General features: G+C 60.7%; 19 protein-coding genes, 2 tRNA genes, 3 rRNA genes and 1 riboswitch. Of the genes, 10 read left to right on the top strand and 14 right to left on the bottom strand.

Going from position 1 to position 26,752, the window contains the following annotated elements; translation table 11 throughout:
* The first annotated feature begins 201 nt into the window (after positions 1–201).
* A complete protein-coding gene (locus tag AC3RCG_RS05780; RefSeq protein ID WP_492403334.1) occupies positions 202–1,347 on the top strand; it encodes a hypothetical protein in 1,146 nt (381 codons plus the stop codon).
* Positions 1,348–1,447: 100 nt separating this feature from the next.
* Here AC3RCG_RS05780 and AC3RCG_RS05785 read toward each other — a convergent pair whose 3' ends face one another.
* The 13 genes from AC3RCG_RS05785 to cobT all read right to left on the bottom strand — a co-directional run bounded on the left by AC3RCG_RS05785 (position 1,448) and on the right by cobT (position 14,314).
* Positions 1,448–2,902: a cobyric acid synthase gene (locus AC3RCG_RS05785; protein ID WP_492403332.1), complete on the bottom strand. Its 1,455-nt coding sequence runs from the start codon at positions 2,900–2,902 to the stop codon at positions 1,448–1,450.
* Positions 2,899–3,705, bottom strand: a complete 807-nt coding sequence (locus AC3RCG_RS05790; RefSeq protein ID WP_492403330.1) for an ABC transporter substrate-binding protein — start codon at positions 3,703–3,705, stop codon at positions 2,899–2,901. The genes AC3RCG_RS05785 and AC3RCG_RS05790 overlap by 4 nt, the downstream gene beginning before the upstream one ends.
* On the bottom strand, positions 3,702–4,601 hold the full coding sequence (locus AC3RCG_RS05795) for a cobalamin-binding protein (protein ID WP_492403328.1): 900 nt from the start codon (positions 4,599–4,601) through the stop codon (positions 3,702–3,704). The genes AC3RCG_RS05790 and AC3RCG_RS05795 overlap by 4 nt, the downstream gene beginning before the upstream one ends.
* Entirely contained in the window at positions 4,598–5,584 is a 987-nt protein-coding gene (cobD, locus tag AC3RCG_RS05800) for a threonine-phosphate decarboxylase CobD (RefSeq protein ID WP_492403326.1), read from the bottom strand. Before cobD ends, AC3RCG_RS05795 begins: the two co-directional genes overlap by 4 nt.
* Entirely contained in the window at positions 5,577–6,530 is a 954-nt protein-coding gene (gene cbiB / locus AC3RCG_RS05805; protein WP_492403324.1) for an adenosylcobinamide-phosphate synthase CbiB, read from the bottom strand. The genes cobD and cbiB overlap by 8 nt, the downstream gene beginning before the upstream one ends.
* The gene (gene cobU, locus AC3RCG_RS05810; protein WP_492403322.1) at positions 6,524–7,090 is read right to left on the bottom strand and encodes a bifunctional adenosylcobinamide kinase/adenosylcobinamide-phosphate guanylyltransferase; all 567 of its coding nucleotides are present in this window, start codon (positions 7,088–7,090) and stop codon (positions 6,524–6,526) included. The genes cbiB and cobU overlap by 7 nt, the downstream gene beginning before the upstream one ends.
* Before the next feature lie 7 nt (positions 7,091–7,097).
* Positions 7,098–7,730, bottom strand: a complete 633-nt coding sequence (cobO, locus tag AC3RCG_RS05815; protein WP_492403320.1) for a cob(I)yrinic acid a,c-diamide adenosyltransferase — start codon at positions 7,728–7,730, stop codon at positions 7,098–7,100.
* A gap of 1 nt (position 7,731) precedes the next feature.
* Positions 7,732–8,499, bottom strand: a complete 768-nt coding sequence (locus AC3RCG_RS05820) for an ABC transporter ATP-binding protein (RefSeq protein ID WP_492403318.1) — start codon at positions 8,497–8,499, stop codon at positions 7,732–7,734.
* A gap of 7 nt (positions 8,500–8,506) precedes the next feature.
* Complete coding sequence (locus tag AC3RCG_RS05825; protein WP_436543966.1) at positions 8,507–9,532, bottom strand: FecCD family ABC transporter permease; 1,026 nt, start codon at positions 9,530–9,532, stop codon at positions 8,507–8,509.
* Positions 9,533–9,621: 89 nt separating this feature from the next.
* Positions 9,622–11,493 carry a TonB-dependent receptor domain-containing protein gene (locus AC3RCG_RS05830; protein WP_492403316.1) on the bottom strand — a complete coding sequence of 624 codons (1,872 nt, stop codon included), beginning with the start codon at positions 11,491–11,493 and terminating at the stop codon, positions 9,622–9,624.
* A 127-nt stretch (positions 11,494–11,620) separates the two neighbouring features.
* Positions 11,621–11,862: riboswitch (cobalamin riboswitch) on the bottom strand.
* Between the two features lie 44 nt (positions 11,863–11,906).
* Positions 11,907–12,461, bottom strand: a complete 555-nt coding sequence (locus AC3RCG_RS05835; protein WP_492403315.1) for a histidine phosphatase family protein — start codon at positions 12,459–12,461, stop codon at positions 11,907–11,909.
* Between the two features lies 1 nt (position 12,462).
* The gene (locus AC3RCG_RS05840) at positions 12,463–13,269 is read right to left on the bottom strand and encodes an adenosylcobinamide-GDP ribazoletransferase (protein ID WP_492403313.1); all 807 of its coding nucleotides are present in this window, start codon (positions 13,267–13,269) and stop codon (positions 12,463–12,465) included.
* Positions 13,270–13,273: 4 nt separating this feature from the next.
* The gene (gene cobT, locus AC3RCG_RS05845; RefSeq protein ID WP_492403312.1) at positions 13,274–14,314 is read right to left on the bottom strand and encodes a nicotinate-nucleotide--dimethylbenzimidazole phosphoribosyltransferase; all 1,041 of its coding nucleotides are present in this window, start codon (positions 14,312–14,314) and stop codon (positions 13,274–13,276) included.
* A 467-nt stretch (positions 14,315–14,781) separates the two neighbouring features.
* On the opposite strand from cobT, the gene AC3RCG_RS05850 reads away from it, so the two are divergent.
* The 5 genes from AC3RCG_RS05850 to rrf all read left to right on the top strand — a co-directional run bounded on the left by AC3RCG_RS05850 (position 14,782) and on the right by rrf (position 19,965).
* A 16S ribosomal RNA gene (locus AC3RCG_RS05850) occupies positions 14,782–16,312 on the top strand.
* A 100-nt stretch (positions 16,313–16,412) separates the two neighbouring features.
* A tRNA-Ile gene (locus AC3RCG_RS05855) sits at positions 16,413–16,489 on the top strand.
* Positions 16,490–16,516: 27 nt separating this feature from the next.
* A tRNA-Ala gene (locus AC3RCG_RS05860) sits at positions 16,517–16,592 on the top strand.
* A gap of 247 nt (positions 16,593–16,839) precedes the next feature.
* Positions 16,840–19,713: ribosomal RNA gene (locus AC3RCG_RS05865) — 23S ribosomal RNA — on the top strand.
* Positions 19,714–19,852: 139 nt separating this feature from the next.
* Positions 19,853–19,965, top strand: a 5S ribosomal RNA gene (rrf, locus tag AC3RCG_RS05870).
* The 16S, 23S and 5S rRNA genes sit together here with 2 tRNA genes alongside, the layout of an rRNA operon.
* Positions 19,966–20,195: 230 nt before the next feature.
* Here rrf and rtcR read toward each other — a convergent pair.
* Positions 20,196–21,800: an RNA repair transcriptional activator RtcR gene (rtcR, locus tag AC3RCG_RS05875; RefSeq protein ID WP_492405674.1), complete on the bottom strand. Its 1,605-nt coding sequence runs from the start codon at positions 21,798–21,800 to the stop codon at positions 20,196–20,198.
* Between the two features lie 206 nt (positions 21,801–22,006).
* Between rtcR and AC3RCG_RS05880 the strand changes: the two genes are divergently transcribed.
* The 4 genes from AC3RCG_RS05880 to pedF all read left to right on the top strand — a co-directional run bounded on the left by AC3RCG_RS05880 (position 22,007) and on the right by pedF (position 26,738).
* The gene (locus tag AC3RCG_RS05880; protein ID WP_492405672.1) at positions 22,007–23,578 is read left to right on the top strand and encodes an RNA-binding protein; all 1,572 of its coding nucleotides are present in this window, start codon (positions 22,007–22,009) and stop codon (positions 23,576–23,578) included.
* A 272-nt stretch (positions 23,579–23,850) separates the two neighbouring features.
* Positions 23,851–25,086 (top strand): RtcB family protein, encoded by a 1,236-nt coding sequence (locus AC3RCG_RS05885; RefSeq protein ID WP_492405670.1) that lies wholly within the window; start codon positions 23,851–23,853, stop codon positions 25,084–25,086.
* Between the two features lie 16 nt (positions 25,087–25,102).
* Positions 25,103–26,122, top strand: coding sequence for an RNA 3'-terminal phosphate cyclase (gene rtcA / locus AC3RCG_RS05890; RefSeq protein ID WP_492405668.1), 1,020 nt, complete (start codon positions 25,103–25,105; stop codon positions 26,120–26,122).
* A gap of 130 nt (positions 26,123–26,252) precedes the next feature.
* Positions 26,253–26,738: a cytochrome c-550 PedF gene (gene pedF / locus AC3RCG_RS05895; protein ID WP_492405666.1), complete on the top strand. Its 486-nt coding sequence runs from the start codon at positions 26,253–26,255 to the stop codon at positions 26,736–26,738.
* Positions 26,739–26,752: the final 14 nt, after the last annotated feature.

The following is a 26,752-nucleotide window of genomic DNA, read 5'->3' on the forward strand; positions in this document are numbered from 1 at the left end:
CGAGCCTGAGGAGGTAAGACGGAGCCGACAGTACGATGAATTGTCACATAAATGGCGCCCGCGTGCCGCCCGCGCCATTCATTCTGGCAGTGCGCCGGGGGCATCGTCCATGGAACATTTGTTCCATGGCAATAGATTACTGGCAAGGCTAGCATGTGTTTTCCGGCAGTTCCCGCCCCTCCTTCCCGAAAGTCCTATCACATGAAAAATGCACTTACCTTCCTTGCCCTGAGCGCCGCCCTGTCCGCCTGCGGCGGCGGCAGCGATGGCGGTACGCCGGAAGCGCCAGTCACGCCGCCCGTCGTGGTCACGCCCGTCGCCGATCCCGTGACGGTCGCCTCGCAAGCGGTCGCGGCCCAGGCTGGCCTGGCCGTGATCGCCGGCGCCAATGCGGACGAGACGGTGTATGACGTGGCGGCCGATATCGGGGACACGTGGCGCATCACGTTCGACAGCGCGAAGAAAACCTACGCGATCCGCGTGCTGTCGACGCAGTTCGGCTTGAGCGACCGCAGCGGCACGTTCAGCGCCGTCACCGTCGGCAATCTCACCACTTACACGGCAACGGATTTCAGCGTCACCGTCGATGCGCGCACGCGTCTTCTTTCGGGCAATATCAAATTGGGTAATATGGTCTCGACCGTCAGCGGCACCGGCTATGCGGTGGGCGACGTGGCCAGGCTGGCCGGCAGCTATATTTTCCTGGGGGCCATGCGCAATGCCTCGAACGGCGGCGACCGTTTCAATCCGAAAGGCAGCCTCAAGGTAGCGGCCGACGGCAGCGCGCAACTGTGCAATGGCGGCGTGTTCAATGCGCAAGGCGTGTGCTCCGCGGTATCGCCGCAGCTGGAAGCGGAAAACGCCGACCTGACCCTGGTCAAGGATGCGAAGAATGGCTTGCTCGTCGCCCGCCAGGGCCAGCAGGATTTCGGCATTGTCCACGTGCATGCGGGGGACCGGGGGCTGGCGCTGTTCATCGACCGCTACAGCCGCAACCAGGAAAACGTGCTGCGCGTCGGCACCATCGTGGCCGCCAAACAACAGAAGATCGGCAGCGAAATCGCCGGCAGCTACGCCTGCGCGGCGCCGGGCATCAGCGCCAAGATCGAGATTGCGGGCAACACCGCCACCTTGACGAATAACACGAGCGGCAAGACGCACGCGGAAACCATCACCGCCAACAAGCTGGGCCTGGGCGCGCAGGCCGTCGATTTCGATGGCATCGCCGTGTTCAAGGACCCGGCCGACGTGCCGGCAGATTACTCGATGTTCATGCCGGTGTCGTCGAGTATGGCGGTCGAGTTTTCGACCGACCGCTCGTATATGGGCACATGCTTGAAAAATTAAGGGCTAGGTGTCGGATTACGCGCTCACGCGCTAATCCGACCTGCCACGGGTCGGTGCAAGCAGGTCGGGTTAGCCGGTACGGCGTAACCCGACAACATCATCAGCCCGGCAATCGTTCCAATGCCTCCATCAACGGCATCGCCGCATCGGCAATCCGCTCCAGGCTCGCTTCGCGCAGGGCGGCGGTGTCCACCGTGTGGCCGGAGTCCAGCCCCGCCCAGCGCAGCAGCGCCGCACACGCGGCGGGCGTGTCGAACATGCCGTGCAAGTAGCTGCCCAGGATTTGCCCGTCGTCCGATACGGCGCCTTCCGGCCGCCCGTCGATGACAAAGGCCGGCTGCGCCAGCGCCGCGCCATGCGAGACACCCATGTGGATTTCATAGCCTGACACGGGCGCTTCGGCCGCGCCGGCAAACGCGCAATGGCCGGCGACTTGCTGCAGGCGTTTTTCCGCTGTCAGCTCCGTCACCAGGTCGAGCAGGCCCAGTGCTATTGACTCTCCCGCCGCGCCTTCCACGCCCCGCGGATCGCGCACGCTTTGCCCCAGCATCTGGAAGCCACCGCAAATGCCGAGCACCTTGCCGCCATAGCGCAGGTGTTTCGCCAGGTAGGCGGGCCAGCCCTGCTGCTGCAGCCAGGCCAGGTCGCCGCGCGTGTTCTTGCTGCCGGGCAGGATCACCAGGTCGGCCGCTGGAATCGGCTGCCCTTGCTGGATGAATTGCAGGTCGATACCGGGGTGGGCGCGCAGCGCGTCGACATCCGTGTGGTTGCTGATGCGCGGCAGTTGTGGCACCACCACCTTGAAGGCGCCCCGTTCGGCCTGCGTCGCTTCGACGGCATCCTCTGCGTCGAGGAACAGGCCTTGCAGGTAGGGCAGCACGGCCAGCACGGGCTTGCCCGTCTGCTGTTCCAGCCACTCGATGCCGGGCGCAAGCAGCGAGATGTCGCCGCGGAAGCGGTTGATGACGAAGCCGACGATGCGTGCGCGTTCGCTGTCGGACAAACACGCCAGGGTGCCGATGATGTGGGCGAAGACGCCGCCCCGGTCGATGTCGGCCACCAGGATCACGGGGCAGTCGACGGCTTCGGCAAAGCCCATGTTGGCGATGTCGCGTGCACGCAGATTGACTTCGGCGGGGCTGCCCGCGCCTTCGACGACGACAGTGTCGTACTGCTGGCGCAAGCGCGTAAAGGATTCCAGCACGGCGCCCATCGCGATGGTCTTATATTGCTGGTAGTCGCGCGCATCCATCTCGGCGCGCACCTTGCCGTGGATGATCACTTGCGCGCCCGTGTTCGACGACGGTTTCAAGAGCACCGGATTCATGTCCGTGTGCGGCGCGATGCCGCAGGCCAGTGCCTGCAAGGCCTGGGCGCGGCCGATCTCGCCGCCGTCGCTCGTCACCGCGCTGTTCAAGGCCATGTTTTGCGGCTTGAACGGCGCTACCGTCACGCCACGCCGTTTCAATAAGCGGCACAGGGCCGCGACGACGGTGCTCTTGCCCGCGTCGGACGTCGTGCCCTGCACCATCAGGACGGGAAAGGGAAGCTTCATGCCTGCTGCTCCTGCAGATGTTGCCAGCGCGCGATGATGTCGCTGATCTGGCGCAGCCCTTCGGTAATCGCCGCCGGGCCGGGCGACAGGATGTCGGGCGACTTGATCTCGAACAGCATCTGGTTTTTCACGGCGGGAATCGCATCCCAGCCCGGGCGCGCCGCCAGCTGTGCCGGCTGGAATTTCTTGCCGCACCAGCTGGCGAGGATGATGTCGGGCGCGCGGGCGACCACGTCATGGGAATCGGCGATGATGCGTTCCTTTGCGCCCGGCTGCACGGACAATGCCGGGAAGGCGTCCGTGCCGCCGGCGATGGCGATCAATTCCGCCGCCCAGCCGATGCCGCTCATCAGGGGATCGTTCCACTCTTCAAAGTAAATCACGGGCTTGCGCGTCCACGACATTGCGCGGGCCTGTGCGGCGGCGATGTCCGCGCGCAGGCTGGCGATCAGCAATTTTCCCGCTTCCTCGCGCTGCACCAGCGCGGCCAGCACGGCGATCATGCGCAGGATGCCGTCGACCGTGCGCTGGTTGAACTGGTGTACTTCGATGCCGGCCTTGACCAGGTCGCGGCAAATATCGGCCTGCATGTCGCAAAAGCCGATCACGAGATCCGGTTCCACTGCCAGGATGCGTTCCAGGTTCGTGGACGAAAAGCCGCTGATCTTGGTCTTTTCCTCGCGTGCGCGGGGAGGGCGCACGGTGAAGCCGGATATGCCTGCGATGACGTCTTGCGCGCCCAGCGCATACAGCGTTTCCACAGCTTCCGTCGACAGACAGGCGATGCGTTGGTAGTGGCTCATGATGCGGACTTGGCGCGGCGCTGGCGGGCCGCTTCCAGCTGTTCGCACATGGCGGCCGTGCCTTCGATCATGCGCGGGCCGGCGCGGTTGAGCAGGTCGCCATTCAGGCGGAACAGGTTATTTTTGCGCACGGCCGTCATCGACGGGAAGGCGCGCCACATGGCCAGGCCGCCTTCGCTGCGCGGGTCGCTTTTTTCGCTGGTGCCGAAGATGACTTCCGGGTCTTCCTGCAGCACGCCTTCCGGCGTGACGACGGGCGCCACCACCTTCATCGCGGCGAACACATTCTGGCCGCCGCACACGCGCATCGAATCGCTGATGATGCTCGCGCCGCTCAAGGTATATAGAGGTTTGTCCCATACCTGGTAAAACACGCGCACGGGCGGGCGCTGCGCGTATTGCGCCGTCAAGCTGGCCAGTTTGGCGCGCAGCTGGGCGGCGGCCGGCCTGGCGATTTTTTCCGTGCCCATCAGCTGGCCCAGGCGCTCCATGCTGTCGGGGATATCGGCCAGCTTGCGCGGCTCGCTGTGATAGATGGGCACCTTCAGCTGGCGCAGCATGGCGATCTGGCGCTCGGCGCTGCCATGCATCCACACGACGATCAGGTCCGGCTTCATGGCGATGATGCGTTCCATGTCGTACTGGCGGTTGTCGCCCACCTGAGGCAGTTTCTTGGCCGCTTCCGGGTAGTCGCTGTAGCTGACGACGCCGGCGATCTTGTCGCCGCCGCCGGCCGCGAACAGCAGTTCCGTGACGTGCGGCGCCAGCGCCAGGATGCGCTGTGCTGGTTTTGCCACGGTGACGGTATTGCCGTCGTCGTCGCGCACGGTGATGGCGGCATGCGCCTGCAGCGAGACCAGTCCGGCCAGCAGCAGCGATATTTTCAGGATTTTCATGTGTGCTTCCATGTGGTAAGGGCCTGCTGCAGGCGCAGCCAGGCATGTTCGTCGGGGGGCAGGCCCAAGCGGATGCCGTGGGCGGCGTGGCGGAACAGGCGTACCCAGATGCCCGATTCCGCCATGTGGCGCCAGAGCGCCTCGGCGCGTGCTTCAGGCCACCATTGAAACAGCGCCGTGCCGTTGCTGGCGATGCCGTGCGCCGCCAATAACTGGTGCAGGCGGGCGCCTTCGCCGCGCAGGCGCTCGCGCATCGCTTCCTGCCAGTGCGTGTCGTTCAGGGCGGCCAGCGCCACTTGCTGCGCCGGGCCGCTGACGGTCCATGGCCCCAGCAGTTCGGCCAGCTGGGACAGCAAGGCGGGAGGGGCGGCGACTAAGCCCAGGCGCAATCCCGCCAGGCCAAAGAATTTGCCCACCGAGCGCAGCACGATCAAGCCTGGCCGATGCGTATGCGGACCCAGGCTGGCGTCTGACTCCGTGTCGCCAAACGCTTCATCGACCACCAGCCAGCCGCCGCGCGCGGCCAGCTTGCCGGCCCACTCCAGCAGCAGTTCCGGTGCGATGCGTTCGCCCGTGGGATTGTTCGGGTTGCAGACGACCAGCACGTCGCAGCTGTCCACGGCGGCGGCCAGTTGCGCATACGGCACCTGGCGTAAATCGTGGCCGTGCTGGCCCCAGTGGTGCGCGTGTTCCGCATACGAGGGCGCGGCCACGACCACGCGCGACGGCGCGCGCAGCCGGGGCAGGGCCTGGATGGCCGCTTGCGTGCCTGCCACGGGCAGCATGGCTGGCGCGTCGTAATACGCGCAGGCGGCAGCCGCCAGCGCGGGATCGGCTTCCGGCAGCCGGTGCCAGGCGTTGGCGTCGGGTGCTGGCGCTGCATACCAGTGCGGGTTGATGCCGGTCGACAGGTCGATCCAGTCGGCGATCGGCCGGTCGTATTCACGCGCCGCGTCGCGCAGATTGCCGCCATGTTCAAGCAAGATACTTCCCTTTCAGGTAGAACAGGCCCGCCAGCAGCGCCACCCAGATCAGCCACAAGACAGCCGTTTCGGCGACCAGGCGCCAGGCGCGGTCGATGTCGCGCGCTTCGGCGGGACGGCCGGCGCCCAAAGGCGGGCGGCGTTCCAGTTCGCCGTCATAGATGGCGTCGCCGCCCAGGGCCAGGCCCAGGGCGCCGGCGCCGCTGGCCATCACGGGCCCCGCATTCGGGCTGCCCCAATTGGGCGCCTGCGTGCGCCAGCAGTGCCATGCGTTTTTTTTGTCCGCCATGCTCTTGCCCAGCAAGACATAGGACAAGGCCGTCAGACGCGCCGGCAGGTAATTGAGGATGTCGTCGATGCGCGCGGCGCAGCAGCCGAACCAGTCGTAGCGCGCATTGCGGTAGCCCCACATGGCGTCGAGGGTATTGGCCAACCTGAAAAGCACGGCGCCCGGACCGCCCGCCACGGCAAACCAGAACAGGGTGCCGAAGACGGCGTCGTTGCCGTTTTCCAGCAAGGACTCCGTGCTGGCCTTGGCCAGGCTGGCCGCATCGGCATTGGCCGTGTCGCGGCTGACGATGCGCGCCGTCAGCAGGCGCGCGTTGTCCAGGTCATCGATGGCCAGGGCATCGGCGATCGGTTGATTGTGGTCGCGCAGGCTGCGCAAGCCGAGGCACAGATACAGCAAAAGGACGTGCAAGGCCGCCCCGGCCAGGCCGCACAGCCACCAGGCGGCATAGCTGAGGGGCAGCACGGCCAATGCCCATGCCAGCGCGCCGCGCAGGAAACGCCCACGGCCCCGGTTCAGCAGGCGCTCGAGCGCGCTGGCGAGGCGGCCAAAACCCACCAATGGATGCCAGCGGCGCGTTTCTCCCAGCAGCATGTCGAGCAGCACGCCGGCCGCCATCAAGGCGGCCAGCATGGGCAGCGACAGGCCGCTCAGCATGGGCTGCCTTTCAGGTACAGGGGCAAGCCGGCGGCGACAAAGACAGCCTTGTCGCACACGGCGGCCACGGCCTGGTTCAAGCGGCCCGCTTCATCGGTGAAGCAGCGCGAGATGGCGCCGTAGGGGACGATGCCCATGCCCACTTCGTTCGAGACGAGCACGAGGTCGCAGCCGGTGTCTTCGATTTCGGCCAGCGCGTACAGCAGATGCGCGCGCTCGCTGTGGAACAGTTCGGGCAGGGCCAGGTCGCCCACGTCCGGATACGTCGCGCCGCCGGAAAACATCAAATTTGTCAGCCACAGTGTCAGGCAGTCGACCAGCAGCAGCCTGCCGGGCAGTGCTTCCCGCAGGATGGCGTCGCCCAGGCGCAGCGGTTCTTCCAGTGTTGTCCACCCGGCCGGGCGCTGGGCACGGTGATGCGTGATGCGCGTAGCCATCTCGTCATCGCCCGCCTGCGCGGTGGCGATGTAGAGCACTTCCTTGCCGGACTCGCGGGCCAGCTTTTCGGCATAGGCGCTCTTGCCGGAGCGGGCGCCGCCGAAGACCAGGGTGCGCGTCATGGCGCTGTTACCACTCGGTGCCGATTTGTGCGCCGATGCCGGCCGCGTACGCATGCTTGACGACGGCCATTTCGGTGACGGTGTCGGCGATGGCGATCAATTCGTCCGGCGCGCCGCGGCCCGTGATGACCACGTGCTGCATGGCCGGGCGTTCCAGCAGGTCGGCGATGACTTTATGCACGTCGAGGTAGTTGTACTTGAGGGCGATATTGAGTTCGTCGAACAGCACCAGGCCGTAGCTGGGGTCGGCCAGGAAGGTTTTCGCCTGCTCCCATGCCAGTTCGGCTTTTTCGATGTCGCGTTCGCGGTTCTGCGTTTCCCAGGTATAGCCTTCGCCCATCGCATGAAAACTGATTTCATCGGGGAAGCGGCGCAGGAATTTCTCTTCGCCCGTCGACATGGCGCCCTTGATGAACTGCACCACGCCTACTTTCATGCCGTGGCCCATGGCGCGGATGGCCATGCCGAAGCCGCTCGAGCTCTTGCCCTTGCCGTTGCCCGTGTTGACGATGATGATGCCGATTTCCTTGTCGGCCTTGTCGATGGCCGCGTCGATGATGGCCTTTTTTCTCTCCATGCGCACGCGGTGGCGTTCGTTGATTGCGGCTGTTTCTACGTCGATAGGTTTGTTGTCGCTCATGTCAGTCCTCTTTCGGTATGAATATCTTGCGTTTGCCGTGATCGATGATCTCGATAGGGTGGCCCAGGTAGTCGCCCAGGATGGAGGCCTGCATCACCTCGGCCACAGGGCCGGCCAGCCAGCCGCCGTCGCCCATCAGCAGCAGCGCATGGGTCGAGACGCTGTGCGCCAGGTTCAGGTCATGGCCGACCATGACCACGGTTTTATTCTGTTCGCGGCACAGCCTGGCCAGCAGGCCCATGACGCTGACCTGGTGCGCCAGGTCCAGCGCGTTGGCCGGTTCATCCAGCAGCAGCAGGGGCGTGTCCTGTGCCAGCATGGCGGCGATCGCCACGCGCTGGCGTTCGCCGCCGGACAGGCTGCGCACGTCGCGCTCGGCCAGGTGGTCCACTTCCATCGAGGCCAGTGCCGCCAGGGCGATGCGCTGGTCGTCGCTGCCTTCCCAGTAATGGTTGTCGTGATACGGGTGGCGCGCCGACAGCACGGTTTCGATGACGCGGTACGAGAACGCGTCGTGCCGCGCCTGCGCCAGGAAGGCCCGTTCGCGCGCCAGTGCTTCCAGTGGCCAGTCGATCAGGGCGCGGCCCTGTATCGTCACGTGGCCGGCATCCGGTTCGCGCAAGCCGGCCAGGGTGCGCAGCAAAGTACTTTTGCCGGCGCCGTTGCGGCCGATGACACTCCAGCATTCGCCGTCTTTGATCTGCCAGGTGAGGTTTTCCACGAGGGAGCGCGTGCCCGCCTTCAGGCCAAGTTGGTAGGTGCGTATCATGCTTTTTTCATCTCCTGCGCAATCGATGGAGCTGGTACAGGAAGACGGGTGCACCGATCATGGCTGTCACCACGCCGACGGGCAGCTGCAAGGGTGCCAGCACGGTGCGCGCCAGGGTATCTGCCAGGACGAGGAAGGTGCCGCCGGCCAGAGCGGCGGCCGGTATCAGCAGGCGGTGATCGGGGCCGCAGGCGAAGCGCAGCGCGTGCGGCACGATCAGTCCCACGAAGCCCACGCTGCCGGCGCTGGTGACGGCGCTGGCCGTGAGCAGGCCGGAACAGAAGAACAGGCCCTTGCGCAGGGCGCCCACGCGCACGCCCAGGGTGCTGGCCGCTTCCGCGTGCAGGGCCATGACGTTGAGCGAACGCGCGCAGCGCAGCGCAAAGACCATGGCGCCGGCCAACACCAGCCAGGGCATCAGCCGCGCGGGCGCGCCGGACAGGTCGCCGATCATCCAGAACACCATGCTGCGCAAGCGGCTTTCCGGGGCGATGGACAGCATCAGGGTGACGATGGCCATGCAGGCCGAGGCCAGGATCACGCCCGTCAGCAGCAACAGCGAGGCGCCGCCTTCGGCCGCCGTGCCGCCGCGCAGGTCGCGCCGGGCAAAGAAGTACAGCAGCATGGACACGCCGACGGCGCCGGCGAAGGCGGCCGCGTCGACCACCCACAGCGCGCACATGAACAGCAACGCGGCCAGCGCGCCAACGGAAGCGCCGGCGGAAATGCCCAGCACGTAAGGATCGGCCAGGGGATTGCGCAGCAGCGCCTGCATCATCAGGCCCGCCAGCGACAGCGCCGCGCCGGTGACAAAGGCGGTCAGCGCGCGGCCCAGGCGCAGGTCGAGCAGGGTGGCGGCGAGGGTATCGGTCTTGCCCTGCACGACATGGAACAGGGCGGAAGGCAGGTCGGCGAGCGGAATCGCGATCGAGCCGATCATGCCTGAGAAAATCAGGCTGGCAATCGCGCACACGATCAGCACCGTGAGGATCACGGTGGCGCGGTGGCGCATGTTGCGGAAAAATGGGTGCATGTACTGCCTTGGAAACGGGGACTGCCGAACTGCATCTGCGGGCGATGAAAGCAATGCCATCGCCCGCAGCTTACATCATTACTACGTGCTTATTTCATGCCGTAGCGTACACCGACGAAGACTTTCGAGCCTGGTGTCGCGTAGAAGCGCGCCAGTTCGTAATCCTTGTTGGCGATGTTGTTCCAGCGCGCCAGCACCGACCAGTCGCGGGTGAACTGGTAGGTGGCGTACAGATTGACCAGACCATATCCGCCCAGGACGTTCTTGTTGGCGGCATCATCGAAACGTTTGCCCGACAATTGCCACTCGGCGCCCGACGTCAGCGCACCAGCCGTGTAGTCGATGGCGAAGTTGGCGTGCTGCTTGGCGCGGCGTACCAGTTGCTTGTCCTTGGTTTCATCGCGCGGGTCTTGCAGGTCGATGTTGCCGCTGACATTGAACGCGCCGAACTTGCGTGCGCCAGCGATGGTCAAGCCTTCCAGCAGCGCCTTGTTGACGTTGTAGGCGCAGCCGTAGCCGGTGAACAGCGGATCGGGGCAAGGCGAGGTATTGAGCAGCAGGTCGCTGACCTTGTTGTGGTAGTAGCTGGCGCTCAGTTTCGACACGCCGTCGTCGTAGCGCAGACCCACTTCGGCGTTGCGGCCCGTTTCCGGCTTGTTCGTCGCCAGGCCATAGCCCGGGTAGTACAGCTCATTGAAGGTTGGTGCACGGAAGCTGGTGCCGTAGCTGGCGTTGGCGCGCAATGCGTTGGTGATGCGGTAGCCGTAGGCGACGCTGCCCGTGTTGTGCGTGCCGAATGCCGAGCTGTCATCACGGCGGCCGCTGATGCTGACCAGGTGCGCGCCGCGTACCAGGTTGTACGACGCAGCGAAGGATTTGGTGTTGCGTCCACCGGTGACTTCTTTATTCAGGGTCGACGTCACATCTTCATCGCGGTAGCTGGCCAGCAGTTGCAGGTTGTCGCGGCCGAAGCGGATGTCATTTTGCCAGGTCAGGTCGGTCTGCTTGGTGTTGATCTGGCTCTTGCTCCACGAATCGGTGCCGCCATCATTGCCGGCCTTGTCGCGCGCTTCCGCATAACGCAGTTCGCTGGTCCAGTTGGGCAGGAATTCGTTCTTCGTGAAGACGGAGACGTTTTCCAGTTTCTCGTTGCTGCGTGCATCGTAACCAGGACCGGCGTCATACTGCGCTTTCAGTTCGCTATTCAGGAATGTCAGGCCCACTTCATGGCCTTTGGCCATCTGATAGCCGAACTGGCCGCTGAAGCTTTCCTTGTCGTAGCCATCTTTGTCTGGATTGTAGGTGTATTCAGGCGATGCACCGAGCTTCGAGGCCGAGAAACCATCCGATTTTTCCTTGCCTGCAGCCAGCGCATAGCTGAAGCTGTTCGGACCAGCGGTGGAACCGGCCACTTGCGCTTCGACCTGGCGCGTGTTGTTGCTGCCGTAACCGGCGAAGGCGGAGACGCGCGTGGCGCCATCGCCTTTTTTCGTGAAGATCTGGATCACGCCGCCGATGGCGTCGGCACCGTACATGGTGCTCAGTGGACCGTAAACGATTTCAATGTGGTCGATGCTGGAAAGGGGCAGGGCGCTCCAGTTGGCCGTGCCCAGGGTGGACGAGCCAATGCGCACACCATCAACCAGCACGATATTCTGGTTGCTGTTCGCACCGCGAATGAATACGCTGGCAGAGGTGCCTGGGCCGCCGTTACGCGCCACTTCGATGCCGCGTTGTTTTTGCAGCAGATCGACAATCGAGCTGGCACCCGAACGCGCGATGTCTTCCGCGCTGATGGTTTGCGTATCGCTCAAGACTTCGCTCAGGTGCTGTGGGTAGCGGCTGGCGGTCACGACGATCGGATCGAAGGTGTCGGGTGTGGTCTGGGCGAAAGCGGCAGGCGCGGCAATGGCTAGCGCGAGCGACGTGAGCGCCGCGTGGCGGGAAACAGCATGGGTCATGATAATTTTCAGTAAGTAATATGCAACCAGCCGACGTCCCCGTAGGCCAGATTGAACAGAAGTGGGAACTGAAGATGACGATCGAAGATGGCCATCGGCCATTCGGATCGCGAACATCCCCGTTCGCACACTTCCACCTGTCCTGGCCGGTATCCGGGCTGGCAAGTACGGCTATCCCACCTTCCCATGCTCGATGATTGCAAGCACAGTGGTTGTCAGAGATAGCTTGTCGTCCGCTTCCTGTAGAGAGGGGCGACACTTGCTTACCGTTGCGGGGGCAGCACACGTTCGCCGCGGTTACGGCATCGTGTTTCCCGTTTAACTGCGCTCATGGACATGAGCGCGGGCACCAAAACCCGGTCATTATACGTGCAGTGAGCGTGGACTGATATGGCTGGCTGGACGATTCGCTATCAGAAATCGATGACGACCGTCGCACCATAGGCGATTTTGTGGGCGGAATGGGCGGCCAGCAGGGCCGTTTCCTCCAATGGCAGCCGCGCCTGCAATGCCGACAGCAGGCGGATGGTGCCCGCATGGCAGATGATGACCGCCGTGTCGTGTTGTTCGCGCAACAGATCGCCTAAAAATGCATCGACGCGGGCAGCCATCGCCAGCACATTTTCGCCGCCGCCGGGGCGGTACCAGGCCAGGTCGGCGGCCCAGGCATCGATGTCCGCGCGCGCAATCGCGTGCCATGGCTGCATTTCCCAGGTGCCGAAATCCATTTCGGCCAGCCTGGCATCAAAGTGTAGTTCGCTCGCAGGCAGATCCTGCGCCAGGGCCGTCGCCAGGCTGGCGCAGCGGCGCAGCGGACTGGCGTAGAGCGGCACACCGGGTGGCAAGGTCGCTTGCAGATGGGCGCGCACCCTCGCGATTTCATGCGGCGCCACCGCCACGTCGCTGCGGCCATAGCAGGTGCCGCTGGTGACTTGCGGCGCGGGGTGGCGCACTAAAATCAGTCGCATATTAATAGAAGCGTATGGGAGGCTGAAAGCTGGAAAGGATGGCCAGGTAAATCGCCACTTCCGCCAGTTGCTGCACGGCGCCCAGGCAGTCGCCCGTGTAGCCTTGCAGGCGGCGCTGGCATTTGCGGCCCAGCCAGAATGCGGCAGCTGCCGCCGCGACGATGGCAAAGACCAGCGCCGCCCAGTCAACTATCCCCAGCAGGGCGCAGGCGATGGCAGGCAGCAGGGCGCAGACGGCGGCGATGATGAATTCCCCCGTCGTCATTTCCTGCGCCATCGGTTTGGCCTTGCCTTCGTCGCGCGCATAGTCCATGAGCCAGATCAGCGAGACGGCGGCCAGGCGCGAGAGCGGATGGGCGATGAACAGGGTCGCCACCACGGAGGCAGGCGGCAGCGAGGCGAGTGCCGCGCACTTGATGGCCAGCAGGCAGACGATGCCGATGGCGCCATAGGCGCCGATGCGCGAATCCTTCATGATTTCCAGCACCCGCTCGCGCGTCAGGCCTCCGCCGAAGCCGTCGCACATGTCGGCAAAACCGTCTTCATGGAAGGCGCCCGTCAGGTAGATGCCGGCGGCGACGGCCAGCAGCACGGCCACCGCCGAAGGCAGGAGCCAGCTGGCCAGCAGATACACGGCGCCGCTGATGGCCGCCACCACCACGCCGACCAGCGGAAAGTAGCGCGAGGCGTGTTGCAGCCAGGCCGGCTCGAAACCCACCCAGCGGGGGATCGGCAAGCGCGTGAAGAACTGCAGCGCGATAAAGAACAGGCGGCACTGATGGACTGCGGCGGAAACGGGGTTGCTCATGATCTTAGTCTGGCGTGGACTTTTCGCTGACCTGGGCCGAGGCAAAGGTGGCCATTTCGCGCATGAAGTTGACGGCCGCGTGCAGCAGCGGCAAGGCCAGCGCCGATCCCGTGCCTTCACCGAGGCGCAAATCGAGGTGCAGCAGCGGACGCGCTCCGAGGCTGGCCAGCAGTTGGCGATGGCCGTTTTCATCGGAGCAGTGCGAAAACACGCAGTAATCGAGGATGGCTGGCTGCAAACGGGCCGCCACCAGTAGGGTGCTGCTGACGATGAAGCCGTCGATCAGCAGAATCATGCGCCGTTCGGCTGCCTTGAGCATGGCGCCGGCCATCATGGCGATCTCGAAACCGCCAAAGGTGGCCAGCACGTCGAGCGGCTCATGGATTGCTGCATGATGGGCGACGGCCGCCTCGATCACCTGCTGCTTGTGCAATATGCCTTCCTTGGACAGGCCGGTGCCGGCACCGACGCAGTCGGCAACCGGCGTTTGCGTCAGCTTGTGCATCAGTGCGGCAGCGGCCGTGGTGTTGCCGATGCCCATTTCGCCAAAGCCCAGCACATTGCCGTCCAAGGTGGCGGCCAGGTCCATGCCCGCCTGCATGGCGGCCAGGCATTGTTCCTGGCTCATGGCGGGTTCGTTGGCAAAGTTGCGGGTGCCGGGAGCTTGCTTGCGGTCCAGCAGGCCGTCGCGCGGGCCGAAATCGTGGTTCACGCCGGCGTCTACTATATAGAGGGCGCAATCGGCCTGGCGGGCAAAGACATTGATGGCGGCGCCGTTGCCGAGGAAGTTCTCCACCATTTGCCAGGTCACGCTTTGCGGATAGGCGGAAATGCCTTCGGCGACGACGCCATGGTCGGCCGCGAAAACGATGATGGCGGGTTGGCGCAATGCCAGTTGCGTGCTTTGCTGGATCAGGCCGATCTGGCGCGCCAGGGTTTCCAGCATGCCGAGACTGCCCAGCGGCTTGGTCTTGCTATTGATGGCATGTTCGAGGGCGTTGGCCAGGGCGGGATTGGCGGTGGGGACGATGTGTGGGATAGGCATGGAAGTCAAGGTGATGGGGCAGGGGATTGTCGGCACTACGATATCACACAGCAATATTTGCCCAGCTGCAAATTAGCGCTTGCGGCGCGCGCAGGGCAGGGCTATAATTCGCCCCCTCGCTGAACGACGCATGCAAATGCCGAGTAAAGCAGGGTGAAAAAAGAAGGTTGACGAATGAGCCGAAACGCTTCATACTCTTCCTTCTTCGCAGCTGACAAACACAACGCTTTGTCGATAGCGCGAAAGCAGTACCGAATACAGTTCTTTAACAATTAACAGTCGATAAGTGTGGGCATTTGATGTCAGTGCAGCAGTGATCTTCGGATCGCTGTAAAACTTAAAATATCAAATGTTCACGAATAAATAAATGAAATAGGACGCTTCGCAAGAAGTGGCCTGTCAGTTGTTTTTGAAGTGAGCGACCCGTCGCAAGACGGTGCCGGTAAAACGGCAAAGTAACAGAGATTAAACTGAAGAGTTTGATCCTGGCTCAGATTGAACGCTGGCGGCATGCCTTACACATGCAAGTCGAACGGCAGCACGGAGCTTGCTCTGGTGGCGAGTGGCGAACGGGTGAGTAATATATCGGAACGTACCCTGGAGTGGGGGATAACGTAGCGAAAGTTACGCTAATACCGCATACGATCTACGGATGAAAGTGGGGGATCGCAAGACCTCATGCTCGTGGAGCGGCCGATATCTGATTAGCTAGTTGGTAGGGTAAAAGCCTACCAAGGCATCGATCAGTAGCTGGTCTGAGAGGACGACCAGCCACACTGGAACTGAGACACGGTCCAGACTCCTACGGGAGGCAGCAGTGGGGAATTTTGGACAATGGGCGAAAGCCTGATCCAGCAATGCCGCGTGAGTGAAGAAGGCCTTCGGGTTGTAAAGCTCTTTTGTCAGGGAAGAAACGGTGAGAGCTAATATCTCTTGCTAATGACGGTACCTGAAGAATAAGCACCGGCTAACTACGTGCCAGCAGCCGCGGTAATACGTAGGGTGCAAGCGTTAATCGGAATTACTGGGCGTAAAGCGTGCGCAGGCGGTTTTGTAAGTCTGATGTGAAATCCCCGGGCTCAACCTGGGAATTGCATTGGAGACTGCAAGGCTAGAATCTGGCAGAGGGGGGTAGAATTCCACGTGTAGCAGTGAAATGCGTAGATATGTGGAGGAACACCGATGGCGAAGGCAGCCCCCTGGGTCAAGATTGACGCTCATGCACGAAAGCGTGGGGAGCAAACAGGATTAGATACCCTGGTAGTCCACGCCCTAAACGATGTCTACTAGTTGTCGGGTCTTAATTGACTTGGTAACGCAGCTAACGCGTGAAGTAGACCGCCTGGGGAGTACGGTCGCAAGATTAAAACTCAAAGGAATTGACGGGGACCCGCACAAGCGGTGGATGATGTGGATTAATTCGATGCAACGCGAAAAACCTTACCTACCCTTGACATGGCTGGAATCCCCGAGAGATTGGGGAGTGCTCGAAAGAGAACCAGTACACAGGTGCTGCATGGCTGTCGTCAGCTCGTGTCGTGAGATGTTGGGTTAAGTCCCGCAACGAGCGCAACCCTTGTCATTAGTTGCTACGAAAGGGCACTCTAATGAGACTGCCGGTGACAAACCGGAGGAAGGTGGGGATGACGTCAAGTCCTCATGGCCCTTATGGGTAGGGCTTCACACGTCATACAATGGTACATACAGAGCGCCGCCAACCCGCGAGGGGGAGCTAATCGCAGAAAGTGTATCGTAGTCCGGATTGTAGTCTGCAACTCGACTGCATGAAGTTGGAATCGCTAGTAATCGCGGATCAGCATGTCGCGGTGAATACGTTCCCGGGTCTTGTACACACCGCCCGTCACACCATGGGAGCGGGTTTTACCAGAAGTAGGTAGCTTAACCGTAAGGAGGGCGCTTACCACGGTAGGATTCGTGACTGGGGTGAAGTCGTAACAAGGTAGCCGTATCGGAAGGTGCGGCTGGATCACCTCCTTTCTAGAGTTTGCACGAATCAGGTAACTGGTTCACGCATCAAATGTTCACACTTATCGGCTGTTAGTCAAAGAAGAAACAGTAGTCGTAGAAGTTCCGCGTTGGGGCTGTAGCTCAGCTGGTTAGAGCACCGTGTTGATAACGCGGGGGTCGTTGGTTCGAGTCCAACCAGCCCTACCAGTAAGACCCGAGTCGTAGAAATATCCTGGGGGATTAGCTCAGCTGGGAGAGCACCTGCTTTGCAAGCAGGGGGTCGTCGGTTCGATCCCGTCATCCTCCACCAAGTACTTTGAAAGTGCAAACGTAAGCCGGTCAACAAGACTGTGGTTTAGGTTTGATCTTTTAGCGATCAAAGCTGTTTCGTTCTTTAACAATCTGGAAGAAGTAAAGATTATTTATTGATCGGTTTGCCGTAAAACGCAAATCGATGGGTAATGATTGTATGTATCAACAAACAAGCAACAACGTTGTACTTTCTTATCCCTGTAGCGCTCTTTGATGGTTTCGACTATCAGAGGCTAACGTTATAGGGACAAGCGAATAAGTGCACATGGTGGATGCCTTGGCGATTACAGGCGATGAAGGACGTAGTAGCTTGCGATAAGCTGCGGGGAGTGAGCAAACACACTTTGATCCGCAGATTTCCGAATGGGGCAACCCACCCTTTTAGGGTATTGCATACTGAATACATAGGTATGCAAGGCGAACGCGGCGAACTGAAACATCTAAGTAGCTGCAGGAAAAGAAATCAACCGAGATTCCCAAAGTAGCGGCGAGCGAAATGGGAAGAGCCTGTACGTGATAGTCGGACCGATAACAGAATCCTCTGGAAAGTGGAGCCATAGCGGGTGATAGCCCCGTATGTGAAATCGGACCGGTGGTACTAAGCGTACGACAAGTAGGGCGGGACACGTGACATCCTGTCTGAATATGGGGGGACCATCCTCCAAGGCTAAATACTCGTAATCGACCGATAGTGAACCAGTACCGTGAGGGAAAGGCGAAAAGAACCCCGGAAGGGGAGTGAAATAGATCCTGAAACCGTGTGCATACAAACAGTAGGAGCGGACTTGTTCCGTGACTGCGTACCTTTTGTATAATGGGTCAGCGACTTACATTCAGTGGCAAGGTTAACCGCATAGGGAAGCCGTAGAGAAATCGAGTCCGAATAGGGCGATCAGTCGCTGGGTGTAGACCCGAAACCAAGTGATCTACTCATGGCCAGGATGAAGGTGCGGTAACACGCCCTGGAGGTCCGAACCCACTAATGTTGAAAAATTAGGGGATGAGCTGTGGGTAGGGGTGAAAGGCTAAACAAACTTGGAAATAGCTGGTTCTCTCCGAAAACTATTTAGGTAGTGCCTCAAGTATCACCATCGGGGGTAGAGCACTGTTATGGCTAGGGGGTCATTGCGACTTACCAAACCATTGCAAACTCCGAATACCGATGAGTGCGAGCTTGGGAGACAGACGTCGGGTGCTAACGTCCGGCGTCAAGAGGGAAACAACCCAGACCGCCAGCTAAGGTCCCAAAGATTGGCTAAGTGGAAAACGAAGTGGGAAGGCTAAAACAGTCAGGATGTTGGCTTAGAAGCAGCCATCATTTAAAGAAAGCGTAATAGCTCACTGATCGAGTCGTCCTGCGCGGAAGATGTAACGGGGCTAAGCCAGTCACCGAAGCTGCGGATATGCGTAAGCATATGGTAGGAGAGCGTTCTGTAAGCCTGCGAAGGTGTCTTGTAAAGGATGCTGGAGGTATCAGAAGTGCGAATGCTGACATGAGTAGCGATAATGGGGGTGAAAAGCCTCCACGCCGTAAGCCCAAGGTTTCCTGTTCAACGTTCATCGGAGCAGGGTGAGTCGGCCCCTAAGGCGAGGCAGAGATGCGTAGCTGATGGGAAGCAGGTTAATATTCCTGCACCGTCGTATGATGCGATGGGGGGACGGATCGCGGAAGGTTGTCTGACTGTTGGAATAGTCAGTTTCTGTCTCATAGAAGGCGCTTAGGCAAATCCGGGCGCGGAATTCAAGGGGATGGGACGAGTGAATTTATTCACGAAGCAATCGGAAGTGGTTCCAAGAAAAGCCTCTAAGCTTCAGTCATACGAGACCGTACCGCAAACCGACACAGGTGGGCGAGATGAGTATTCTAAGGCGCTTGAGAGAACTCGGGAGAAGGAACTCGGCAAATTGGTACCGTAACTTCGGGAAAAGGTACGCCCCGGTAGCTTGACTGGTTTACTCCAGAAGGGTGAAAGGGTTGCAATAAACTGGTGGCTGCGACTGTTTAATAAAAACACAGCACTCTGCAAACACGAAAGTGGACGTATAGGGTGTGACGCCTGCCCGGTGCTGGAAGATTAAATGATGGGGTGCAAGCTCTTGATTGAAGTCCCAGTAAACGGCGGCCGTAACTATAACGGTCCTAAGGTAGCGAAATTCCTTGTCGGGTAAGTTCCGACCTGCACGAATGGCGTAACGATGGCCACACTGTCTCCTCCCGAGACTCAGCGAAGTTGAAATGTTTGTGATGATGCAATCTACCCGCGGCTAGACGGAAAGACCCCATGAACCTTTACTGTAGCTTTGCATTGGACTTTGAACCAATCTGTGTAGGATAGGTGGGAGGCTTTGAAGCGGGGACGCTAGTTCTCGTGGAGCCAACCTTGAAATACCACCCTGGTTTGTTTGAGGTTCTAACCTTGGTCCGTTATCCGGATCGGGGACAGTGCATGGTAGGCAGTTTGACTGGGGCGGTCTCCTCCTAAAGTGTAACGGAGGAGTTCGAAGGTACGCTAGATACGGTCGGACATCGTGTTGATAGTGCAATGGCATAAGCGTGCTTAACTGCGAGACTGACAAGTCGAGCAGGTACGAAAGTAGGACATAGTGATCCGGTGGTTCTGTATGGAAGGGCCATCGCTCAACGGATAAAAGGTACTCTGGGGATAACAGGCTGATTCCTCCCAAGAGTTCATATCGACGGGGGAGTTTGGCACCTCGATGTCGGCTCATCACATCCTGGGGCTGTAGCCGGTCCCAAGGGTATGGCTGTTCGCCATTTAAAGTGGTACGTGAGCTGGGTTTAAAACGTCGTGAGACAGTTTGGTCCCTATCTGCCGTGGGCGTTGGAAATTTGAAGGGGGCTGCTCCTAGTACGAGAGGACCGGAGTGGACGAACCTCTGGTGTACCGGTTGTCACGCCAGTGGCATTGCCGGGTAGCTAAGTTCGGAAGAGATAACCGCTGAAAGCATCTAAGCGGGAAACTTGCCTTGAGATGAGATTTCCCAGAGCCTTGAGCTCTTTGAAGGGTCGTTCGAGACCAGGACGTTGATAGGCTGGGTGTGGAAGTGCAGTAATGCATTAAGCTAACCAGTACTAATTGCCCGTACGGCTTGTCCCTATAACCTTAGCAGGTACAGAGGATAAGACGGTACAACGTTGCGTGTGTGTTGATACACCAATTCATTACCCCAATCTTTGCTTCTTCCAGATTCATGGCCTTGTCGTCCTACAGGAGACAAACGCCGGTACAAGTTATGCCTGATGACCATAGCAAGTTGGTCCCACCCCTTCCCATCCCGAACAGGACCGTGAAACAACTTTGCGCCGATGATAGTGCTGCAACCAGTGTGAAAGTAGGTTATCGTCAGGCTTGTTATTCGCAGTAAGAGAAAAACCCCGCCGGATTCCGGTGGGGTTTTTTTTCGTCTGGCGGTTGGATGTGCTGGCGGTGTGTCGGCTTACGCTGCGCTAAGCCGACCTACGCCGGCCTGCGCCGGCCTGCGCCGACCGACATCGACCTACGTCAACCTGCGCTTGACTCCGGTACTTCGCCGTTGGGGAATGCTGGACGAAAAAAAGCAGCGCTGTGCGCTGCCTCTGTTATCTAATACTGTCCCATTCCAGGTCAAAGCGGGCCAGGAATTTCTTGAGCCGGTCCGCATCATTCGGTTTCGCTTTTGCCTCGCGCGAAACGGCATACAGCTTGCGGCCCGCATCGGACAGGCTGTTGGACTGTCGGCACACCTGGATGACTGCCTGCAGCTGCAGCGCATCGAACAGATCGAGTTGCGCTGCCGCCTGCTCTCCCATCAGCTCTGCCAGGTCCACTTCCGGACGACCGGTTCGCCCATCATGATGCTGCCACATCCGGTTCAGGCGCTGGATCTCTTCGTCGACCACACTATCCGTGATGCGGCCCGCTTCCGACAGCGTGGCAAGGCGCGTGACGGCGGCGGACAGGTCGCGGAAATTCCCCTTCCATGCGGAGGTAGGCAGGCTGGCGAAGTGCATGAAGCGGTCGCGCGCCTCCTTGTTGAAGCGCACTCTTTCGCCCGTCTCCGCACCGTACTGCGCCAGCAGGTAGTCCAGGTTCGGCTCAATATCCTCGGCTCGCTGCGCCAGACCTGGTAATTCGTACGTCCACAGGTTGATGCGCGCATACAGGTCTTCGCGGAAGCGGCCGGCCGCCACCTCCTTGCCCAGGTCGCGGTTGGTGCCGGCGATCAGCTGGAAGTCGCTTTGCACCTCCGTATCGGCGCCGACGGGGAAGAAGCGTTTTTCTTCGATCGCTTTCAACAGCATCGCCTGTTCATCGAGTCCCAGCTCGCCGATTTCATCGAGAAACAGCAAGCCCTTGTGCGCGCTGCGCAACAAGCCTGGACGGTCCGCACCGGCGCCCGTGAATGCCCCCTTGATATGGCCGAACAAGGTAGAGGCTGCGCCATCGCCATGCAGGGTGGCGCAATTGAGGTCGATGAATTTGCCGTCGATCTGATGGCGCGATTTTTTCAGTTCATACACGCGGCGCGCAAGAAAGGACTTGCCGGCACCGGTAGGTCCCATCAGCAGCATGGGAGCGCGCGACTTGATGGCGACGCGCTCGATTTCCTCGATCATGCTGTTGAACTTCGCATTGCGCGTGGCGATGCCGGACTTCAGGAAGGCCACGCCCTCGGCCTGTTCGCGCGTAAAACGCTGGGCGATCTGGTCGTAGCGCGACAGATCGAGGTCGATCAGCGCGTAGCTGCCTGGATTGCCGGCGGCCTGCCGTTTCGGCGGCGACGTTTGCACGAGGCGGCCCGGGAAATAGCGCGCTTCCGTCATCAGGAACATGCAGATTTGCGCCACGTGGCTGCCAGTGGTGATGTGGATCCAGTACTCCTCCTTGTCCGGATCGAAGGCGTAGCTGTTGGCAAAATCGTAGAGCGCGCCGTACACGTCCTCAAAATCCCAGGCATCGCTGATGGGTAGTTCATGGGCGACCAGCCTTGTTTCAGGCGAGACGCTGGCGATGTCCTGCGATACCTGGCGCACCAGGTTATCGAACTGCCTGCCTGCATACAGCAGTTCGAAACGGTCGATGATCTTGTCTTCATGCTGGGTCAGGGCGACGCTGGGGCGCCACTTTTCCCAGCGTGCCGCTCCTCGGCCATTGTCGAGCTGCGTGCCGAGAAAGCCGATGACGACGGTGCGTTTTGCTTGCATATCTTGGATAAAAATTTATCTGAAAAGATAATTGTATTCGAAATCGTAATCGAGGGGATAGTTTCAAGGCAAAGCATGCATGAGAATATTATTCCAAAAAATCAATGGCTTACATTTGTTTTTGGGAAAATTATTAGAGCTGGCACAGCGCTTGCAATAGAGGAGATACCAACGAGATAAACGTAGAGAGCAGAGAGGAACGAAAAATGGCCAACGCCCAGCTATTCCAGAGCGCACAACAGAGCGCGACCTTGCCTTCGGCACTGGCACGCAATGCCGAAGGCGCGCCAGCGTATGCACTGACGCCACGGCATCAGTTGGCGCAATATGCTGCCACCGGTTGCCTGAACACGACGTTCTATGCCAGCGCCGAAGCGCAGCTGGCGATGGTACTGGAACTGTGCAAGGCGGTCGAACCAGCCTTCATCGCACAAACGGCCGTGTACTGCCGCGAACGGGGCTACATGAAAGACATGCCGGCCTTGCTGGTGGCCGTGCTGGCGGGGCAGGGTGCTGCAGAATTTACGCAGGCCTTCCAGCGCGTGATTAACAACGGCAAGATGCTGCGCAATTTCGTGCAGATCATGCGTTCGGGCGCCGTGGGCCGCAAGTCGCTGGGATCGCGTCCGAAAAAGCTGGTACAGGCATGGTTGAACAACGCATCCGAGCAGGCCTTGCTGGCCGCTGCCGTGGGCAATGCGCCGTCGCTGGCCGACGTGGTGAAAATGGTGCATCCGAAACCGCAGGCAGCGTGGCGGGAGGCATTCTTTGCCTGGCTGATCGGCAAGGAATATACACGCGATGCCTTGCCGCCGGCGCTGGCCGCGTTCGAGGCATACAAGGCCGATCCTTCGCAGCCGATACCGGCAGTGCCGTTCCAGATGCTGACGGCGCTGCCCTTGAGCGCGCAGGATTGGGCGCAGATCGCCCGCCAGGGCAGCTGGCAGATGGTGCGCATGAATCTGAATACCTTTGCCCGCCATGGCGTGTACGCGATCGATGGCATGCCGGAACTGATCGCCGCCAAGCTGCGCGATCCCGAAGCGATTGGCCGGGCGCGGGTCTTTCCCTATCAGCTGATGTCGGCGTACATGGCCGCCGGCGACAAGGTACCGCGCATCGTGCACGCAGCGCTGGAGCAGGCGCTGGAAATATCGCTGGCGAACGTGCCGCGGATCGCGGGCAAGGTGGTGGTGTGTCCTGACGTTTCCGGCTCGATGGCCTCGCCCATTAGCGGTTTTCGCGGCAGCGCCACCTCGAACGTGCGCTGCATCGACGTGGCGGCTCTGGTGGCGGCAGCCATGCTGCGCAAGAATCCGGACGCCGTGGTGCTGCCGTTCGAGCACAACGTGGTGCAGTGCGCACTTGGCGCCGATGACAGCGTAATGGCGAATGCGGCCAGGCTGGCGGCCATCGGCGGTGGTGGCACCAATTGCAGCGCACCCCTGCTGCGCATGAACAGCAGGAAGGAGCTGGCCGACCTGGTGATCTATGTGTCTGATAACGAATCGTGGATCGACGCGAAGCGCAGCGGCGCCACGGCGACGATGGGACAGTGGACGGTTTTCAAGCAGCGCAATCCGCAGGCAAAGCTGGTGTGCATCGATATTTCGCCGCATGCCACGACACAGGCGATGGAGCGCGAGGATATCCTGAATATCGGCGGTTTTTCCGACGACGTCTTCAAGATCATCGCCGCCTTTGCCGCCGGTCAGCTGGACCCGGCCCACTGGGTGGGAGAAATCGCCACCATCGATATCGCGGTACCAGCGTGTTGAAGTAACGCGCACGAATGCGGACAAGACTACATGTGAGACGTCCTGTCCAGGTTTGTCATGCGCCGCAGTACCCCGAATGCCGACAGGATTACATCGATCAGCCGCGTCAAACCGGCCTGCCAGACGCAGTGCGCCTGGCAGAAAATCCTGTCCCCCCTTGTCGGGTTGTCGTACTGATGAATGCCGGTGGAACTACATCCAGAGCCGATGCGTCGGCAATGTTTCACCAATCCTTGTCATCACCCCTTATACAATAGAAGAAGAGCATAGCGATGAAAAACGAAGAATACGAAGTTCTGCATACCGAAGGCAGCCGTCCCGTGAAAATGTGGACGCGTGGCGTGCCTGTCGAAGAAGCGGCCAAAAAACAATTGCGCAACACGGCGACCCTGCCGTTCATCTACAAGCATATCGCCGTCATGCCCGACGTCCACCTGGGTAAAGGGTCGACCATCGGCAGCGTGATCCCCACCCTGGGCGCCGTGATTCCGGCAGCCGTGGGCGTCGATATCGGTTGCGGCATGATGGCGGCGAAAACCACGCTGACGGCCAGCGATTTGCCCGATAACCTGGGGCCGCTGCGCAGCGCCATCGAGCGCGCCATTCCGCACGGGATGTCGCCGAAGACGCGCGGTCACCGCGGCCGCGACGAGGGTTCCTGGCAGACGCCGCCCTCGGTGGTCGATGCCGCGTGGCTGCAGCTGAAGGATGAATTCGACGCCATCTGCCTGAAAACGCCCAAGCTGAAGAACACGAATAACTATCGTCACCTGGGAACTTTGGGCAGCGGTAACCACTTCGTCGAAGTCTGTCTCGATGAACAGGGTTCTGTATGGTTCATGCTGCATTCCGGTTCGCGCGGCGTGGGCAATGCCATCGGTACGCATTTCATCGAACTGGCCAAGCAGGATATGCGTACCCATTTTATTAACCTGCCCGACCAGGACCTCGCCTATCTGGCCGAAGGCACGCGGCATTACGACGATTACGTGGAAGCGGTGGGCTGGGCCCAGCGTTTCGCGCGCAACAACCGCGAAGTGATGATGCAAAACCTGATCGCGGCCGTGCGCACGGTCATCCATAAGCCGTTCCAGACGCATGTGGAAGCCGTCAACTGCCACCATAACTATGTGCAGAAGGAGCACCACTTCGGCAAGGACGTGCTGGTCACGCGCAAGGGCGCCGTCTCGGCCCGCGCCGGCGAACTGGGGATCATTCCCGGTTCCATGGGCGCGAAGAGTTTTATCGTGCGCGGCAAGGGTAATGCGGACAGTTTCCATAGCTGCAGCCACGGCGCGGGACGCACGATGAGCCGTACGGAAGCGAAGCGGCGCTTCAACCTGGACGACCAGATCCGCGCCACGCAAGGCGTGGAATGCCGCAAGGATGAAAACGTGATCGATGAAATTCCAATGGCCTACAAGGATATCGATGCGGTGATGCTGGCACAGCGCGAGCTGGTCGACGTCGTGCATATCCTGAAGCAGGTCGTTTGCGTCAAAGGTTAATAAAGAGAAAGTACAGATGATAGAAATTGATGGAGCGCAAGGTGAAGGCGGCGGACAGATTTTGCGCTCGGCGCTGAGCCTGTCGATGATCACGGGACAGCCGTTCCGGCTGACGAATATTCGCGCGGGACGGGACAAGCCAGGCTTGCTGCGCCAGCATTTGCTGGCCGTGCAGGCAGCGACCGCCATTTGCGGGGCGCGCACGACGCCGGTGGCGCTGCGCGCGTCGAGCCTGGAATTCGTGCCTGGGCCCATACGCGGCGGCGATTATCGCTTTGCCATCGGCAGCGCCGGCAGCTGCACCCTGGTGTTGCAAACCTTGCTGCCGGCTCTGCTGCATGCGGATGGGCCGTCTACCGTGCGCATCAGCGGCGGCACGCACAATGCCATGGCGCCGCCCGTGCATTTTTTGCAGCGCGCGTATGGCCGCATCCTGGAACAGATGGGCGCCGAGGTGGAGATTACGCAGCAGCGCTATGGCTTTCATCCCGCAGGTGGTGGCGAGGTGCTGGCCACCGTGCAACCGTGCCAGCGTTTGCGGCCTATTTCACTGCTGCAGCGCGGCGAGCGGAAGGCCGGGTATGCGGAAAGCGTGGTGGCGGGCGTGCATGTGAACGTGGCGCAGCGCGAGCTCGAGCGTGTAGCCGACGGCATGGGCTGGAGCGGCAAGCAGCTGCGCCTCGTCGGCTTGCCGGCGGAGCAGGGACCGGGCAACGTCCTGTTGCTGACATTGGAACATGAGCACGTCACGGAAGTATTTACGTCGTTCGGCGAAAAGCACTTGCTGGCCGAATCCGTGGCCAAGCGCCTGTTGAACGAAGTGCGCGCCTATCTCAAGACGGACGCGGCCGTGGGCGAGCACCTGGCGGACCAGCTCCTGCTGCCGATGGCGCTGGCCGGCGGCGGTAGCTTCAGTTGCAGCAAGGTGTCGCAGCATGCGTTGACGAATGCCGAAGTGATTGCCCGCTTCTTGCCCGTGCGTATCACTTTCGAGCAGCAGGAGAGGCACAGCATTTGCACGCTGGCCGCCGCCTAACGTGCGCCGTGACACAATCGCTGTTGCAGCTGTTCCAAATTGATACATGGGCCGCCCGATGTGGGGCATATACGCATGGCATGGCATTTGCTCTTCTTGGATATTCACTAAAAAAACCAAGGAGACCAGCATGACCTATTCCATCCGTACTCTGCTCGGCATGGCCGCCGCCGGCGCCGTTGCCCTCACCTCCCTGCTGACCTTGCCGCATGCCTATGCGCACGGCAATGTCACGCCGCAAGGCGTCGACACCACGGGCTTGCCCAAGGTGGGCGACAAGTGGCTCGAGCAAAACCCGTATCGCGGCAACAAGCTGGCCCTGACGGTGGGCACCTCGGCCTATAACCAGAATTGCGCGCGTTGCCACGGCATCGAAGCCATTTCGGGCGGCATCGCGCCGGACTTGCGCCAGCTGGACCGTGATTGCTTCGGTATCAAGAATGAGACAAAGAAACAGGCGTGCTACAAGGAAACGGATAATTATTTCCTGGCGACCATCCGTCACGGTAAAGTGCGTAATGGCGCCGTGTACATGCCGCCGTTCGAGGGCGTATTCAACCAGGAAGCGATGTGGGCCATCAAGACCTACCTGGAAACCCGCCGAGAGTCTAATTAGGTCGAACTGATAAC

The organism is Janthinobacterium sp. GW823-FHT01H08 (genome assembly GCF_058797855.1).

What these genes read in the sequence shown, in the direction of transcription:
- cobT (WP_492403312.1), bottom strand. Translation starts at nt 14,314, where the DNA reads ATGCCTATCCCACACATCGTCCCCACCGCCAATCCCGCCCTGGCCAAC.
- AC3RCG_RS05825 (WP_436543966.1), bottom strand. Translation starts at nt 9,532, where the DNA reads ATGCACCCATTTTTCCGCAACATGCGCCACCGCGCCACCGTGATCCTC.
- AC3RCG_RS05830 (WP_492403316.1), bottom strand. Translation starts at nt 11,493, where the DNA reads ATGACCCATGCTGTTTCCCGCCACGCGGCGCTCACGTCGCTCGCGCTA.
- AC3RCG_RS05880 (WP_492405672.1), top strand. Translation starts at nt 22,007, where the DNA reads ATGGCCAACGCCCAGCTATTCCAGAGCGCACAACAGAGCGCGACCTTG.
- AC3RCG_RS05820 (WP_492403318.1), bottom strand. Translation starts at nt 8,499, where the DNA reads ATGATACGCACCTACCAACTTGGCCTGAAGGCGGGCACGCGCTCCCTC.
- pedF (WP_492405666.1), top strand. Translation starts at nt 26,253, where the DNA reads ATGACCTATTCCATCCGTACTCTGCTCGGCATGGCCGCCGCCGGCGCC.
- AC3RCG_RS05790 (WP_492403330.1), bottom strand. Translation starts at nt 3,705, where the DNA reads ATGAGCCACTACCAACGCATCGCCTGTCTGTCGACGGAAGCTGTGGAA.
- cobO (WP_492403320.1), bottom strand. Translation starts at nt 7,730, where the DNA reads ATGAGCGACAACAAACCTATCGACGTAGAAACAGCCGCAATCAACGAA.
- AC3RCG_RS05885 (WP_492405670.1), top strand. Translation starts at nt 23,851, where the DNA reads ATGAAAAACGAAGAATACGAAGTTCTGCATACCGAAGGCAGCCGTCCC.
- rtcR (WP_492405674.1), bottom strand. Translation starts at nt 21,800, where the DNA reads ATGCAAGCAAAACGCACCGTCGTCATCGGCTTTCTCGGCACGCAGCTC.
- cobU (WP_492403322.1), bottom strand. Translation starts at nt 7,090, where the DNA reads ATGACGCGCACCCTGGTCTTCGGCGGCGCCCGCTCCGGCAAGAGCGCC.
- AC3RCG_RS05795 (WP_492403328.1), bottom strand. Translation starts at nt 4,601, where the DNA reads ATGAAAATCCTGAAAATATCGCTGCTGCTGGCCGGACTGGTCTCGCTG.
- AC3RCG_RS05840 (WP_492403313.1), bottom strand. Translation starts at nt 13,269, where the DNA reads ATGAGCAACCCCGTTTCCGCCGCAGTCCATCAGTGCCGCCTGTTCTTT.
- rtcA (WP_492405668.1), top strand. Translation starts at nt 25,103, where the DNA reads ATGATAGAAATTGATGGAGCGCAAGGTGAAGGCGGCGGACAGATTTTG.
- AC3RCG_RS05780 (WP_492403334.1), top strand. Translation starts at nt 202, where the DNA reads ATGAAAAATGCACTTACCTTCCTTGCCCTGAGCGCCGCCCTGTCCGCC.
- AC3RCG_RS05785 (WP_492403332.1), bottom strand. Translation starts at nt 2,902, where the DNA reads ATGAAGCTTCCCTTTCCCGTCCTGATGGTGCAGGGCACGACGTCCGAC.
- AC3RCG_RS05835 (WP_492403315.1), bottom strand. Translation starts at nt 12,461, where the DNA reads ATGCGACTGATTTTAGTGCGCCACCCCGCGCCGCAAGTCACCAGCGGC.
- cbiB (WP_492403324.1), bottom strand. Translation starts at nt 6,530, where the DNA reads ATGCTGAGCGGCCTGTCGCTGCCCATGCTGGCCGCCTTGATGGCGGCC.